The organism is Polaromonas sp. (genome assembly GCF_029945685.1).
In the GTDB taxonomy this organism is placed as follows: domain Bacteria; phylum Pseudomonadota; class Gammaproteobacteria; order Burkholderiales; family Burkholderiaceae_C; genus Polaromonas.
Genome location: NZ_JAQSDA010000027.1, coordinates 1 through 15,531, shown reverse-complemented (window position 1 = coordinate 15,531; position 15,531 = coordinate 1). Strand labels below are relative to the sequence as shown.

11 protein-coding genes and 1 tRNA gene are annotated in these 15,531 nt (G+C 63.7%); 9 read left to right on the top strand and 3 right to left on the bottom strand.

The genetic code is table 11. The annotated features are described in order from the left end of the window. Nucleotides 1-17 precede the first annotated feature (17 nt). Both PSV26_RS18495 and PSV26_RS18490 read left to right on the top strand, forming a co-directional pair. Complete coding sequence (locus tag PSV26_RS18495) at nt 18-728, top strand: HAD family hydrolase (protein WP_300512702.1); 711 nt, start codon at nt 18-20, stop codon at nt 726-728. After that, nucleotides 725-1,372, top strand: coding sequence for a glutathione S-transferase family protein (locus PSV26_RS18490; RefSeq protein WP_300512701.1), 648 nt, complete (start codon nt 725-727; stop codon nt 1,370-1,372). The genes PSV26_RS18495 and PSV26_RS18490 overlap by 4 nt, the downstream gene beginning before the upstream one ends. 44 nt (nt 1,373-1,416) lie before the next feature. Here PSV26_RS18490 and hpnE read toward each other — a convergent pair whose 3' ends face one another. The 3 genes from hpnE to hpnC all read right to left on the bottom strand — a co-directional run bounded on the left by hpnE (nt 1,417) and on the right by hpnC (nt 4,561). Further along, nucleotides 1,417-2,694: a hydroxysqualene dehydroxylase HpnE gene (gene hpnE / locus PSV26_RS18485; RefSeq protein ID WP_300572873.1), complete on the bottom strand. Its 1,278-nt coding sequence runs from the start codon at nt 2,692-2,694 to the stop codon at nt 1,417-1,419. Between the two features lie 112 nt (nt 2,695-2,806). Continuing rightward, a complete protein-coding gene (gene hpnD, locus PSV26_RS18480; protein WP_300572870.1) occupies nt 2,807-3,649 on the bottom strand; it encodes a presqualene diphosphate synthase HpnD in 843 nt (280 codons plus the stop codon). A 51-nt stretch (nt 3,650-3,700) separates the two neighbouring features. Continuing rightward, complete coding sequence (gene hpnC, locus PSV26_RS18475) at nt 3,701-4,561, bottom strand: squalene synthase HpnC (protein ID WP_300572867.1); 861 nt, start codon at nt 4,559-4,561, stop codon at nt 3,701-3,703. A 132-nt stretch (nt 4,562-4,693) separates the two neighbouring features. On the opposite strand from hpnC, the gene PSV26_RS18470 reads away from it, so the two are divergent. The 7 genes from PSV26_RS18470 to lon all read left to right on the top strand — a co-directional run bounded on the left by PSV26_RS18470 (nt 4,694) and on the right by lon (nt 15,411). After that, a complete protein-coding gene (locus tag PSV26_RS18470; protein WP_300512697.1) occupies nt 4,694-5,854 on the top strand; it encodes an efflux RND transporter periplasmic adaptor subunit in 1,161 nt (386 codons plus the stop codon). A 7-nt stretch (nt 5,855-5,861) separates the two neighbouring features. Further along, complete coding sequence (locus tag PSV26_RS18465) at nt 5,862-9,017, top strand: efflux RND transporter permease subunit (protein ID WP_300572864.1); 3,156 nt, start codon at nt 5,862-5,864, stop codon at nt 9,015-9,017. A 123-nt stretch (nt 9,018-9,140) separates the two neighbouring features. Next, nucleotides 9,141-9,227 (top strand) — tRNA-Leu (locus PSV26_RS18460). Nucleotides 9,228-9,316: 89 nt separating this feature from the next. Next, nucleotides 9,317-10,627, top strand: coding sequence for a trigger factor (gene tig / locus PSV26_RS18455; RefSeq protein WP_300512695.1), 1,311 nt, complete (start codon nt 9,317-9,319; stop codon nt 10,625-10,627). A 115-nt stretch (nt 10,628-10,742) separates the two neighbouring features. After that, on the top strand, nt 10,743-11,363 hold the full coding sequence (gene clpP, locus PSV26_RS18450; protein ID WP_300512694.1) for an ATP-dependent Clp endopeptidase proteolytic subunit ClpP: 621 nt from the start codon (nt 10,743-10,745) through the stop codon (nt 11,361-11,363). 177 nt (nt 11,364-11,540) lie between these two features. Next, nucleotides 11,541-12,806 carry an ATP-dependent Clp protease ATP-binding subunit ClpX gene (clpX, locus tag PSV26_RS18445; RefSeq protein WP_096699741.1) on the top strand — a complete coding sequence of 422 codons (1,266 nt, stop codon included), beginning with the start codon at nt 11,541-11,543 and terminating at the stop codon, nt 12,804-12,806. 175 nt (nt 12,807-12,981) lie between these two features. Then, complete coding sequence (lon, locus tag PSV26_RS18440; RefSeq protein ID WP_300572861.1) at nt 12,982-15,411, top strand: endopeptidase La; 2,430 nt, start codon at nt 12,982-12,984, stop codon at nt 15,409-15,411. Nucleotides 15,412-15,531 lie beyond the last annotated feature (120 nt).

The window sequence follows — 15,531 nt, the reverse complement described above, 5'->3', positions numbered from 1 at the left end:
GTTATTCTCCCTTACCTATGCTTGACCTGACAATTATTAAAGCCATAACCCTTGACCTTGATGACACCCTCTGGCCGGTCTGGCCGGTGATAGAAAAAGCCGAAGCTGCACTTGACGAATGGCTGGGCCGCCACGCGCCCATGACCGCGGCCCTGTTTGCCAACCCCACGGCGCGCCACGATATCCGCGAGCAGATCGTCCGGACCCGCCCCGAGCTCAGGCACAACCTCAGCGCCATCCGGCGCGAGGCTATCCGCCTGGCCCTGTACCGCTCCCGGGAGAACCCCCTGCTGGCGGAAGAAGCCTTTGAAGTTTTTTTTGCCGCGCGCCACGACGTGACGCTGTTCGAAGACGCGATGCTCGCGCTGGAGTTTCTTTCGGCGCGGTACCCGGTGGTTGCGCTGTCCAACGGCAATGCCGATATCGCGCGCATCGGTCTCTCGCCGTACTTTCGCGCCGCCATCAGCGCACAGGCGTTCGGCGTGGGCAAACCCGACCCGCGGATCTTCCATGCCGCAGCAGGCGCCGTGGATGTGCAGCCGCACAACGTGCTGCATGTAGGTGACGATGCTGCGCTGGATGTGCTGGGGGCGCTGAACGCCGGCATGCAGACCGCATGGGTGAACCGCGCTGACCACCTCTGGACGCACGAGGCCGTGCCGCACGAAACCGTGACCAGCCTGACGGAGCTGTGTGACCTGTTTCGCGTCGCTGACACGCAGCCATGACCCTGAAGATCTACGGCATCGCGGCTTCGCGCGCATCGCGGCCGCTGTGGGTGGCGCAGGAACTGGGCCTGAGCTACGAACACATTGCCCAGCCTTACCAGGGCGGCGCAACCCGCACGCCGGCGTTTCTGGCACTCAATCCCAACGGGCATATCCCGGTGATCGACGATGACGGCGTGCTGGTCTGGGAGTCCATGGCCTGCGCGCTTTACCTGGCCGGGCGTTTCCAGGGTGACGGCGCCCCATCGCTTGCTGCGGTGAACCACGCCGAACAGGCCGAGATCCTGCGCTGGAGCTTCTGGGCCGTGACCGAATGCGAGAAAGATGCCCTGACGTTTTTGATGCACACCGTGGCCATGCCCGAGGAGCGGCGCAAACCGCAGCTGGCGCAGGAGGCCGAGCGGCGCCTGCTGCCAGCGCTGCGCGTACTCGATCAGCAACTGCAGGACCGCCATTTCCTGGCCGGCGAGCGCTTCACCGTGGCCGACATCTGCGTGGCTTCGGTGCTCGCCTGGGTGCAGCGTTCGGGCGAACTGAACGGGCAATGTCCGCAGCTCAGCGCCTGGCTTTCGCGTTGCCTGGACCGGCCCGCGCAGCGACAGGTGCGCGCGCTGGCGCGGCGGGACAGCAGCCGGAATCTATAGACAAATTGGGCTCCAGCCCTTGCCGGTATTTCGGGAGCAGCTATTTATTTGATAGCAATTCTGGCGGCCTGCAAACCCGAGCGCACGGCGCCTTCCAGTGTGGCGGGGTAGGGCCCGTCGAGGTAGTCGCCACAGGCAAGCAGCCCCGGCAGCACCTGCGCGGCGGGGCGCTGCAGACCGGGCAGGCAGGCGAAGGTTGCGCGTTTTTCCACAATCGTCTGCACGGCCTGCAGGGCCGTCAGCCCGAGTTGCCGCTCGCCCTGGGCCAGCACGCGCCGGGTCAGTCCGTCCTTGTCGGCGCTGCTGGCGCTGACCACAAAGGCCAGCAGGCCGGCGGGTCCGCCGAGCTGGCCGCGGTCAAACACAAACTGCGCCGGCGCCTCGCCGTCGGGTGGACCCGCGCACAGCGTGAGCATGGGCTGCGCCAGGCGAGCTTCGGGTGAAAACGCATACACCGTGGTGATCGCTTCAAACTGCAATGCGCGGGTGTGCGCCAGCCAGGCCTGGCAGGGCAGGACCGCTGTTTCGACCAGCCGCGCAGCTTCCGCCGGCGGACAGGCGAGAACCACCCGGTCAAAGAGGGCGCCATCGACCTGCCAGCTTCCGGCCAGGCGCGTCAGTCCCTGCACACGGCGACCGAGCCCGACCTCGCCGCCACGCTGCGCGACCCAGGCCAGTGCCGCGTCGGGCAGCAGCGCACTCAGGTCCACACGCGGCAGCAACAGGTTGGAGCCGCCCGATTCGGCGAACAGCGCATCGCGCAGCACCCGTAAATACACCTGGGCGCTGGCGCGGTCGGCCGGCGTGTTCAGCGCCGAGACACACAGCGGCTCAATCAGGGTGGCCATCACCGTCGGGCTCAGTTGGCGGCACAGCTGCGCAACAGACAGCTCCGGCGCGCAGCGAAATCCCGAGAGCTGCCAGCCGACGGCGGCGCGCAGCAACGAGAGTTTGTCGCGCCAGGTCCAGCCGCGTGCTCGCACAATGCCGGCCAGTGCATCCAGCGGGGCGGGCAGCCGGGGGAACGCCAGACCCGTGCCGTCGGGGAATTGCAGGGTCAGCGGCAGGCGCAGCAGGGCCGTGTCGGCAAACGCACCGACGTCGGCCATCAGGCGCAGCGTTTCGCTGTAGGCACCGATCAGGATGTGCTGGCCGTTGTCCAGCGCCAGCGCCGACCCGTCGGGCCACTGGCCGTCGACGCGTCGCGCGCGCCCACCGGGAATACGGGCAGCTTCAAACACGGTGACCTGCTGGCCGAGTCGGGTGGCCTCGACCGCCGCCGCGCAGCCGGCCCAGCCGGCACCGATGACGGCAACTCTCACGCTGGAACCCGCGGTATTGACCAGCAGGGGCCGCGGGTCCGGCTCCGCCGGCCCGCAGGCGCAGCGCCCCATCGGGGGGCAGCGCAGTACGCGCAGCGACAAGCGTGGGGGCTCATTGAACCTTGCCGAAAGCCTGTGTTTTCCACGCCAGCCAGAACTTGCGCAGCGGCGTCAGGCTTACCCGCTGGTGCAGCACCTGGTAGCCGTCGGCCTCGATCTCGCGCAGCAAGGTGCGGTAGATGCTGGCCATCATCAGGCCGGGCTTTTGCGCGCGGCGGTCGGCCTCGGGCAGCAGCGCCAGCGCCTCGTCGTAGAGGGCGAGCGCACGCTGCGTCTGGAACTGCATCAGCGCGGTGAAGCGGTCCGAGTACTGGCGCTTGAGGATTTCGTGCGCTTTCACGTCGAACTGCTGCAACTCGTTGACCGGCAGGTAAATGCGGCCGCGCAAGGCATCTTCGCCGACGTCGCGGATGATGTTGGTCATCTGGAAGGCCAGCCCGAGCTTGTGCGCGTACGCGGTGGTCTGCGGCTGCGTCTGACCGAAAATCCGCGCGGCCACCTCGCCGACGATGCCGGCGACCAGGTGGCAATAGGTCTTCAGGCCGGGGAAATCAAGAAAGCGGTTTTGCGTGAGGTCCATCTGGCAGCCCTCGATCACCGCCTGCAGGTGGCGCGCCTCGATCTGGTAGGTGGGGGCCAGCGGCATCAGTGCCTTCATCACCGGATGGGTGGGCGAGCCGGCGTAGGACTTGAGCACCTCGGCCTGCCACCAGGCGAGCTTGGTGTGCGCCACGCCGGGGTCGATCACCTCGTCAACCACATCGTCGACCTCGCGGCAGAAGGCATAAAAGGCCGTGATGGCCGCGCGCCTTTCCCGCGGCAGAAACAGGAAGGCGTAATAAAAACTGCTGCCGGACGCGGCGGCCTTCTGCTGGACGTATTCCTCGGGGTTCATGGGCGGGATTGTCGCAGGCTTGGAGCGGTGGCAAGCCGGCCGCTGTCGGGATTACATCCGGATCGCGCGCCACAGCATCAGCGTCACATCCCGGGGCGTGAGCTTGGGGCGCTGGCGTAAGGTGGCAAAGCCGATGGCTTCCGTCTTGTCGAGGATGCGCAGGCCGCCTTGTACGACCAGGCGCAACTCCCAGCCCGCGCGCCCCGGCACCTTCTTTGCCAGAGGCAGGCCTTTGAGCATGCGCGCCCTTGCCGAATGGACGCAGGCAGCTATCAATTTCGTAGTGGCCGGGTTCACGTCCAGGGCCTGCAGTTGCGCTTCATCGACGCCGTGCGCAGCCCACAGGTCCTGCGGCAGGTAGATGCGTCCGCGCGGAATGTCCACGCTGAGGTCTTGCCAGAAGTTGATCAGTTGCAGGGCCGTGCAGATGTGGTCGCTCTGCACCAGGGACGCCGCATCGTTGACGCCATAGAGATGCAGCAGCAGGCGGCCGACCGGGTTGGCCGAGCGGCGGCAGTAATCGAGCAATTCGGCCTCGCTGGCATAACGCTGCTTGACGACGTCCTGCTCGAAGGCGCTGAGCAGGTCGTCCAGCAAGGCCACCGGCAGCTGGAACTGCGCGATCACCGGCGCCAGGGCGGCGAAGACGCCCGGCCAGCGCGCCGAGACCGGCCGGCCCTGCGCCGCGGCGAACAGGTCCGCGCGGCAGGCTGCCAGGTCGGCCAGCCGCTGGGCGGGCAGGGCGTCGCCTTCGTCGGCGATGTCGTCCGCCGTGCGGGCGAACCAGTAGATCGCCGCCACCGCCGGACGCAGGTGCGGCGGGCACAGCAGCGAGGCCACGGGGAAGTTTTCGTAGTGGCTGGAAGGGGGCGCCAGTGGCTGCGCAAGGTCGGGATGGGGACCGGAAGTCATGGGCTGGATTGTCGCTTGACAAGCCTTGGGAATTACCCTAGATTACTAACCGGTCAGTCATTAACGGGTTTGTCGGGCTTGCCTGTTTCCTGCTTTCTGGCCTTTTAGCCACCGTTTTTCCTCAATGCCATCATGAATAAAACCGTTTTTGCCGTCCTCAGCAGCGCCTTGTTGTTGGCCGCCTGTTCCAAGCCAGCCCCGCTCGAGGAGCCGGTGCGTGCCGTCAAGGTCATGACCGTGGGGACAGATTCCTTTGCGAGTGCTTACGAGTTTGCCGGCGAGGTGAAGGCCCAGACCGAGTCGCGGCTGGGCTTTCGGGTCGGCGGAAAAATCATCCGGCGGCAGGCCGAACTCGGGCAGCGTGTGAAGGCCGGCCAGGTGCTGGCCCAACTGGACCCGCAGGACTACAAGCTGGCAGCCGATGCGGCGCGCGCCCAGGTCGCAGCGGCGGCCACGCAGCGCGACCTGGCCTCGGCCGACTACAAGCGCTACAAGGAACTGCGGGACCAGAACTTCATCAGCGGCGCTGAACTCGAGCGCCGCGAGGCCACGCTCAAGGCGGCGCAGGCCCAGCTTGAGCAGGCGCAGTCGCAACTGGCCGTTCAGGGCAACCAGGCCGGTTACGCCGTGCTGGTGGCCGACGTGTCGGGGGTGGTCACCGCCGTGGAAGCCGAGGTCGGCCAGGTGGTCTCTGCCGGCACCCCGGTGCTGCGCATTGCTGCCGACGGCCCGCGCGACGTGGTGTTTTCCGTGCCCGAAGACAAGGTGGCGGCCATCAAGGTCGGCATGCCGGTCAAGGTGCGGGTCTGGGCGCAGAACGCCGGGCTGGACGGCAAGGTGCGTGAAGTGGGCGCCAGCGCCGATCCGCTCACACGAACCTATCCGGTGAAGGTGGTGCTGGCCACCCAGGACCCACCGGTGCTGGGCGCCACGGTTTACGTGCAGCCGCAGGGCCTGGGTGCTGCGGGTCTGCAGGTGATCAAGCTGCCGACCACGGCCCTGCGCCAGGAAGGCCGGGCAACGGCGGTCTGGGTGCTGGACCAGGCCAGCATGACGGTGAAGTCGCAGACCATCCAGATCGCGACGGCCGACGGCAACGAAGCGGTGGTGGCGTCGGGCCTGCAACCTGGCATGCTGGTGGTCAGCGCCGGTGTGCATGTGCTGTCGCCCGGGCAGAAGGTCACGATCTATCAGCCAAAAGTGGCTGCAGCCCTTGCCCCGAATGCGCAGACAGCTATCAATCCAGTAGCATCTGCCGCCGCCGCCACGCCCGCCGCAGCGCCCGCGAAGTGAGGCCGGCATGAACCAGGAACAACCAAAAGACAGCTTCAACCTGTCCAAATGGGCGCTGGACCATCCGGCGCTGACGCGTTACCTCATGGTGGTGCTGATGCTGCTCGGCTTTGCCGCCTACTTCCAGCTCGGCCAGGACGAAGACCCGCCGTTCACCTTCCGCGCCATGGTCGTGCGCACCTACTGGCCGGGCGCCACCGCGCAGCAGGTGGCCGAGCAGGTGACGGACAAGATCGAGCGCACGCTGCAGGAAGTGCCGTTTGCCGACAAGATCCGCAGCTACTCCAAGCCTGGCGAGTCGCAGATCATTTTCCAGATCAAGGACTCGTCGAAAGCCGCCGATGTGGCCGGCGTCTGGTACGCGGTACGCAAGAAAATCGGCGACATGCGTTACACCCTGCCCGGCGGCGTGCAGGGGCCGTTTTTCAATGACGACTTCGGCGATGTGTATGGGGTGATCTATGCGCTGCAGGCCGATGGCTTCAGTTATGCCGAGCTCAAGACCTTTGCCGACGAGGTGCGCCAGAAACTGCTGCGGGTGCCCGATGTGGCCAAGGTCGAGCAGTTCGGCGTGCAGGACGAAAAGCTCTACATCGAGATCTCGCAAAAGCGCCTGGCCCAGCTCGGGCTGGACTTCAGCCAGGTGCTAAGCCAGCTGGGCCAGCAAAACGCGGTGGAATCGGCCGGCGCGGTGCAGACACCGCTGGATGTGGTGCAGGTGCGGGTGGCCGGGCAGTTCGAGGCGGTCGAACAGCTGCGCGCCATGCCGATACGCGGCACGTCGGGCAGCCAGCTGCGCCTGGGCGACATTGCCGAGGTCAAGCGCGGCTACGTCGACCCGCCTGCCGTGAAGGTGCGGCACCAGGGCAGGGAAGTCATCGCGCTCGGTGTCTCCATGGGCAAGGGCGGCGACATCATTGCGCTGGGCAAGGCGCTGAAGGCGACCACCGCCGGCCTTGCAGGCGGTCTGCCCGCCGGCATCGAGCTGGTGCAGATCCAGGACCAGCCGACGGCGGTGGCGACCTCGGTCAATGAGTTTGTGAAGGTGCTGATCGAGGCGGTGGTGATTGTGCTGGCCGTGAGTTTCATCGCGCTGGGTTTTCACCGCCGGCCCGGGCAGCACCCGCTGTGGAAGCGGTATTACATCGACATGCGGCCCGGCCTGGTGGTGGGCATCACGATTCCGCTGGTGCTGGCCGTGACCTTTCTGGCCATGAACTACTTCGGCATCGGGCTGCACAAGATCTCGCTCGGTTCGCTGATCATCGCGTTGGGCCTGCTGGTGGACGACGCCATCATTGCGGTGGAAATGATGGTGCGCAAGATGGAAGAGGGCTACGACAAGGTGCGCGCCGCGACCTTTGCGTACGAGATCACCGCCATGCCGATGCTGACCGGCACGCTGATCACGGCGGTAGGCTTTTTGCCGATCGGCATGGCGAAATCCACCGTGGGCGAATACACCTATGCGATTTTCGCGGTCACGGTGATCGCGCTGGTGCTGAGCTGGATCGTGTCGGTGTATTTCGTGCCTTATCTGGGAACCTTGCTGCTCAAGGCCAAGCCTGTGCCGGCCGGTGCCGAGGCAGGCCACCAGGAGCATTTCGACACACCGTTTTACCGCGGCTTCCGGCGGGCCGTGAACTGGTGTGTCGAGTACCGCTGGATCACGATTGGCGCGACGGTGCTGTTTTTCGCACTGGGCATTGTCGGCATGGGCAAGGTGCAGCAGCAGTTCTTCCCGGACTCCAGCCGTCCCGAGATCATGGTGGACATCTGGTTTCCCGAGGGCACCTCGTTTGCCGCCAATGAACTGACAACCAAACGCGTGGAAGCGCGCCTGCTCCAGGAAGCCGGCGTGCGTTCGGTCAGTACCTGGGTCGGCTCGGGCGTGCCGCGTTTTTACCTGCCGCTGGACCAGGTTTTCCCGCAGACCAATGTGTCGCAATTCATCGTGCTGCCGCAGGACCTGAAGGTGCGCGAGTCCCTGCGCATCAAGCTGCCGGCCTTGCTGGCCCAGGAATTCCCCGAGGTGCGCGGCCGCATCAAGCTGCTTCCCAATGGCCCGCCCGTGCCCTATCCGGTGCAGTTCCGCGTGGTTGGCGCGGATCCGCTGGTGCTGCGCGAACGTGCCGACGAGGTCAAGGCGGTGCTGCGCGAGAGCCCCAATACGCGCGGCACCAACGACAACTGGAACGAGTCGGTCAAGGTCCTGCGCCTGGAGGTGGACCAGTCCAAGGCACGCGCCCTGGGTGTGACCAGCCAGTCGATCGCCCAGGCGTCCAAAACCATCCTGGCCGGCAGCACCGTGGGCCAGTTCCGCGAGGGCGACAAGCTGATCGACATCGTGCTTCGCCAGCCGCTGGACGAACGCAATGCCATCACCGACATCGCCAATGCCTACCTGCCGACCGCGTCAGGCAAATCGATTCCGCTCACGCAGATCGCCAAACCGGTGTTCACCTGGGAGCCCGGCGTGATGTGGCGCGAGAACCGCGACTATGCGATCACGGTGCAAAGCGACATCGTCGAAGGCTTGCAGGGCGCCACGGTGACCAACCAGCTCCTGCCCGGGCTGAAGGCGCTGGAGGCGAAGTGGCGGCAAGCGGGCATGGGCGGCTACCGCATCGAGGTTGCCGGCGCTGTCGAGGAGAGCAGCAAGGGCTCCAGCTCGATCGCAGCCGGCATTCCCGTCATGCTTTTTCTGACTTTCACCTTGCTGATGCTGCAGCTGCACAGCTTCAGCCGCGCGATGCTGGTCTTCCTGACCGGACCGCTGGGCATTGCCGGCGTGGCTGGGGCCCTGCTGCTGCTGGGCCGGCCTTTCGGCTTCGTGGCTTTGCTGGGCGTGATCGCGCTGATGGGCATGATCCAGCGCAACTCGGTGATCCTGATCGATCAGATCGAGCAGGACCGGGCGGCCGGCGTTCCCGCCTGGGATGCGATCGTGGAGTCGGCGGTGCGGCGTTTGCGCCCCATCGTGCTGACGGCCGCCGCTGCCGTGCTGGCCATGATCCCGCTGTCGCGCAGCGTCTTTTGGGGGCCGATGGCGGTTGCCATCATGGGCGGCCTGATTGTTGCCACGGTGCTGACGCTGCTGGCCTTGCCGGCGATGTACGCAGCATGGTTCCGTGTGAAGCGGGAGTCATCGGTCCCGGCTTGACCCCACCTGTGGGATGGCTGACCGCTGATGCGGCAGCCGATACAGGCTAAAATAGAAAGTTGACCGATTTCAGGCGGGGGTCCACAAGCCGAAAAGCTGAGGATTCCCGTTTTTATTTCAGGCGCGCGGGTGGCGAAATTGGTAGACGCACCAGGTTTAGGTCCTGACGTCCGCAAGGATGTGCGGGTTCGAGTCCCGCCCCGCGCACCACGATTGAGACTTTCAGGACGAGGGCCGCACCGGTTGACCGGTGCGCCCCGCTGTCTTTTACACATTTTTCGGATATTTAGGAGTAGATCATGGCCGTGACTGTTGAAACCCTCGAAAAGCTGGAGCGCAAGATCACTTTGACGCTGCCCGTAGGCACCATCCAGTCCGAAGTGGACTCGCGCCTGAAACGCCTGGCCCGCACAGTCAAGATGGACGGTTTCCGTCCCGGCAAGGTGCCCATGAACGTGGTCGCCCAGCGTTATGGCTACTCGGTACATTACGAAGTCATGAACGACAAGGTCGGCGAGGCTTTTTCCGTGGCCGCCAATGAAGCCAAGCTGCGCGTGGCCGGCCAGCCGCGCATCAGCGAAAAGGAAGGCGCGCCCGAGGGCGAGCTGACGTTTGACGCCATTTTCGAGGTCTACCCGGAAGTCAAGATCGGCGACCTGGCCAGCGCCGAAGTGGAGAAAATCACCGCCGAAGTGACGGACGAAGCCATCGACAAGACGGTGGACATCCTGCGCAAGCAGCGCCGCACCTTTGCCCAGCGCGCCATCGACGCGCCTGCGCAGGACGGCGACCGCGTCACCATCGACTTCGAAGGCAAGATCGACGGCGAGCCGTTTGCCGGCGGCAAGGCGGAAGCGTTCCAGTTCCTGGTCGGCGAAGGCCAGATGCTCAAGGAATTCGAAGACGCGGTGCGCGGCATGAAAAGCGGCGAGAGCAAGACCTTCCCGCTCAATTTCCCCGCCGACTACCATGGCAAGGATGTCGCCGGCAAACAGGCCGACTTCATGGTCACGGTCAAGAAGATCGAAGCCGCCCACCTGCCTGAAGTCAACGAAGCCCTGGCCAAGTCCCTGGGCATCGCCGAAGCCACCGTCGAAGGCCTGCGCGCCGACATCCGCAAGAACCTCGAGCGCGAGGTCAAGTTCCGCCTGCTGGCCCGCAACAAAAACGCCGTCATGGACGCGCTGCTGGCCCACGCCGAACTCGACGTGCCGCAGGCGATTGTCCAGTCGGAACTGGACCGCATGGTTGAAGGCGCCCGCGCCGACCTCAAGCAGCGCGGCATCAAGGACGCCGACAAGGCGCCGATTCCCGACGACATCTTCCGCCCGCAAGCCGAAAAGCGTGTGCGCCTGGGTCTGGTGGTGGCCGAACTGACCCGTACCAACGACCTGTTTCCCAAGACCGAACAGGTCAAGGCCCACGTCGAAGAACTGGCTTCCAGCTACGAAAAACCGGAAGACGTGGTGCGCTGGTACTTCAGCGACGAAAAACGCATGGCCGAGGTCGAGTCCGTCGTGATTGAAAACAATGTCACGAATTTTGTGCTGGGCAAAGCCAAAATCGTCGAGAAATCGGTGCCTTTTGATGAGTTGATGGCGCAGAACTGAAGCCGGTGGCGGGCCATGGGCCCGGCGCAAAGCTGATTTCTGATGCAGGGGCTTGCGGCTGAGGCTTCAAGCCCCATTTATTTTGGGTAAAGTAGTCCCAACAATTGGAGAAAACATGAACATTTACAGCAGTGCACAGGACATCCAGGGCCTCGGCATGGTGCCGATGGTGATTGAGCAGTCCGGCCGCGGCGAGCGGTCCTATGACATCTATTCGCGACTGCTGAAGGAGCGCGTCATTTTCCTCGTGGGCCCGGTCAACGACCAGACGGCCAACCTGGTGGTGGCGCAGTTGTTGTTCCTGGAAAGCGAAAACCCGGACAAGGACATCTCCTTCTACATCAACTCCCCGGGCGGTTCCGTGACTGCCGGCATGGCGATTTACGACACCATGCAGTTCATCAAGGCGGATGTTTCCACCCTGTGTGTGGGCATGGCAGCCAGCATGGGCGCCTTTTTGCTGGCCGCTGGTGCCAAAGGCAAGCGCTTCTCGCTGCCCAACTCGCGCGTGATGATTCACCAGCCTTCGGGCGGCGCGCAAGGCCAGGCGACCGACATCGAGATCCACGCCCGCGACATCCTCAAGACGCGTGAGCAGCTCAACCGCATCCTGGCCGCCAACACCGGGCAGACCGTCGAGAAAATCGAGCGTGACACCGAGCGCGACTACTTCATGTTTGCCGAGGAAGCCAAGACTTATGGTGTGGTGGATCAGGTAATTGCCAAACGCCCCTGAAGCAGCGTCCGCATCCCCTGGTTGCAACATAGCAACGGCGTTTCTGTAACAGGGAACGCCGTTTTTACTGGCCGCTCCCCGAGAGCCGGCTGAGGCCTGTTTTGCCGTGCGTAGGGCCAGGTTTATTTGGTTATCATTAGCTAACACGTCCCACGGGCACCCAAAGGCATTACATTCATGGCCGATAAAAAAGGCTCTTCCAGCGAAAAAACCCTGTATTGCTCCTTCTGCGGCAAAAGCCAGCACGAAGTCAAGAAGCTGATTGCAGGGCCATCGGTTTTCATCTGTGATGAATGCATCGACCTGTGCAATGAAATCATCCGCGATGAGTTGCCCGCCGGGGATGACGTGCGCGAAACGCGTGGCGACCTGCCGACGCCGCTGGAAATCAAGGCCACACTGGACGGCTACGTCATCGGCCAGGAGCCTGCCAAGCGCACGCTGGCCGTCGCCGTGTACAACCATTACAAACGCCTGCGCCACAAGGAAAAAGCCAAAAAAGACGATGTGGAGCTGACGAAAAGCAACATCCTGCTGATCGGCCCCACCGGCTCCGGCAAGACCCTGCTGGCCCAGACCCTGGCGCGTACGCTCAACGTTCCTTTCGTGATGGCCGACGCCACGACGCTGACCGAAGCCGGCTACGTCGGTGAAGACGTCGAAAACATCATCCAGAAGCTGCTGCAGAGCTGCAACTATGAAGTCGAGCGCGCGCAGCAGGGCATTGTCTACATTGACGAAATCGACAAGATCTCGCGCAAGTCCGACAACCCCTCGATCACGCGCGACGTGTCGGGTGAGGGTGTGCAGCAGGCGCTGCTCAAGCTGATCGAGGGCACCATGGCCTCGGTGCCGCCGCAGGGCGGCCGCAAGCACCCGAACCAGGACTTCCTGCAGGTCGATACCACCAACATCCTGTTCATCTGTGGCGGGGCATTTTCGGGGCTGGAAAAAGTCATTGAAAACCGCACCGAGTCGTCCGGCATCGGGTTCGGCGCTTCGGTCAAGAGCAAGAAGGCCCGGAGCCTGACCGAGGCCTTCAAGGACGTGGAGCCAGAAGACCTGATCAAGTTCGGCCTGATCCCCGAACTGGTGGGCCGCATGCCGGTGGTTGCGACCCTGGCCGAACTGACCGAGGACGCGCTGGTGCAGATCCTGACGGAACCCAAGAACGCCGTCGTCAAGCAGTTCAGCAAGCTGCTGTCCATGGAAGGGGTCGATCTGGAAATTCGCCCCTCGGCGCTCAAGGCGATTGCCCGCAAGGCGCTGGCCCGCAAGACCGGCGCACGCGGCCTGCGCTCCATCCTGGAGCAGTCCCTGATTGACACCATGTTTGACCTGCCCAATACGAGCAATGTTGAAAAAGTGGTGGTTGACGAGTCGACGATTGAGGAAAACAAGCCGCCGCTGCTGGTGTACCGCGAAGCCGCCAAACAGGCCTGAGACCGCACACCGGCAGGGAAGGCCCCGGGTGTGCCTGCAGCGGCATAAATGGGCCGCAGGCTTGAAATGTGGCCGCTGTTCCCCACTTTCGAGATAACTGTTTTCACCGATACTGGAAATCCCCGGACGCCCTGGCGCCACGGTTTTCGTTAAAGGCCTACCTTCAAGGGTTGATATGTCCGCACAAACCACATTGCCTTCCACCCCCATCGACCTGCCGCTGCTGCCGCTGCGTGACGTGGTGGTGTTCCCCCACATGGTGATCCCGCTGTTCGTGGGCCGCCCCAAGAGCATCAAGGCCCTGGAATCGGCCATGGAGGCCGAGCGCCGCATCATGCTTGTGGCCCAGAAAGCAGCCGCCAAGGACGAGCCGTCTGTCGAGGACATGTTCGGCGTCGGTTGTGTGGCCACGATCTTGCAGATGCTCAAGCTGCCGGACGGCACGGTCAAGGTGCTGGTTGAAGGGCAGCAACGCGCTGTCGTCAACAAAATCGAAGAGGGTGAGGCCCACTTCAGTGCCAATGTGACGCCGGTGGAGGCGGCCGTGCTCACGCCCGGCGACAAGACCAGCGAGACGGAAGCGCTGCGCCGCGCCGTGATGCAGCAGTTCGACCATTACGTCAAGCTGAACAAGAAAATCCCGCCGGAAATTCTCACCTCGATTTCCAGCATCGATGACGCCGGCCGCCTGGCCGACACCATTGCTGCGCACCTGCCGCTCAAGCTGGACGCCAAGCAGGTCATCCTCGATCTGGACAACGTCAAGGCCCGTCTCGAGAACCTCTACGAGCAGCTCGAACGCGAAGTCGACATCCTCAATGTGGACAAAAAAATCCGCGGCCGCGTCAAGCGCCAGATGGAGAAGAACCAGCGCGACTTCTACCTGAACGAGCAGGTCAAGGCGATCCAGAAGGAACTTGGCGAAGGTGAAGAGGGCGCGGACATCGAAGAGATCGAGAAAAAGATCAAGACCGCCAAAATGCCGCAGGAAGCTCGCAAGAAGGCCGAGAGCGAGCTGAAAAAACTCAAGCTGATGTCGCCGATGTCGGCCGAAGCCACGGTGGTGCGCTCCTACATTGACGTATTGACTGCTTTGCCCTGGAGCAAAAAGACCAAGATCAAGCACGACCTGGCCAATGCCGAGGCCGTGCTGGACGAAGACCACTACGGCCTGGAGAAGGTCAAGGACCGCATTGTTGAATACCTCGCGGTGCAGCAGCGCGTCGACAAACTCAAGGCGCCTATCCTCTGTCTGGTCGGCCCTCCTGGCGTTGGCAAGACTTCACTGGGCCAGTCGATTGCCAAGGCCACGGGGCGCAAGTACGTGCGCATGGCGCTGGGCGGCATGCGTGACGAGGCCGAGATCCGCGGGCACCGTCGCACCTACATCGGCGCGTTGCCGGGTAAAGTGCTGCAAAGCCTGACCAAGGCCGGCACCCGCAACCCGCTGTTCCTGCTCGACGAGATCGACAAGCTCGGCACCGATTTCCGCGGCGACCCTTCCAGCGCGTTGCTCGAGGTGCTGGATCCCGAACAGAACCACACCTTCGGCGACCATTACGTCGAGGTCGACTTCGACCTCAGCGACGTGATGTTCGTGGCCACCTCGAACTCAATGAACATCCCGCCGGCCCTGCTGGACCGTATGGAAGTGATCCGGCTGTCGGGCTACACCGAAGACGAAAAGACCAGCATTGCCATGCGTTACCTGTTGCCCAAGCAGCTCAAGAACAATGGCGTCAAGGAGGACGAGCTGGAGATCAAGGAGCAGGCGGTTCGCGACATCGTGCGTTATTACACGCGTGAGGCCGGTGTGCGCTCGCTCGAGCGCGAACTTTCCAAGATCTGCCGCAAGGTCGTCAAGGGCATCCAGCTCAAGAAGATGGAGCCCAAGGTCGTGGTAACCGCCGGCAACCTCAACGATTTCCTGGGTGTGCGCAAGTTCGACTACGGCCGCGCCGGGGAGCTCAATCAGGTCGGTCAGGTGGTCGGGCTGGCATGGACGGAAGTCGGCGGTGACCTGTTGACGATCGAGGCGGCGATGATGCCTGGCAAGGGCGTGATCACGCGTACGGGGTCGCTCGGCGACGTGATGAAGGAATCCGTGGAAGCCGCGCGCACGGTGGTGCGCAGCCGGGCGCGGGTGTTGGGCATCAAGGACGAAATGTTCGAGAAGCGTGACATCCATATTCACGTTCCCGACGGCGCTACGCCCAAGGATGGTCCCAGCGCCGGTGCGGCGATGACCACGGCCTTCGTATCGGCGATCACCGGCATTCCGGTGCGCGGCGATGTGGCGATGACCGGCGAGATCACGCTGCGCGGCGAGGTGACCGCGATTGGCGGCCTGAAGGAAAAACTGCTCGCGGCTTTGCGCGGCGGCATCAAGACCGTCATCATCCCCGAAGAGAACGCGAAGGACCTGCAGGAGATTCCTGAGAACGTCAAGAACGGTCTGGAGATCGTGCCTGTCAAATGGATTGACCAGGTGTTGCAGATCGCACTGGTGCGCCAGCCGGTTCCCCTGCCGGACGACGAGCCCGCCGTGGCGGCAGCAGCACCTGCCGCGCCGGTTGGTGAAGTGGCGGGCAGCATCAAGCATTGAGTCTTTGGAAATTTTTCAGATTTCTTCGAAAAGCGCAAAAAATCACGCTATAATTCGAGGCTGATAACGCGGGAGTAGCTCAGTTGGTAGAGCGCAACCTTGCCAAGGTTGAGGTCGAGA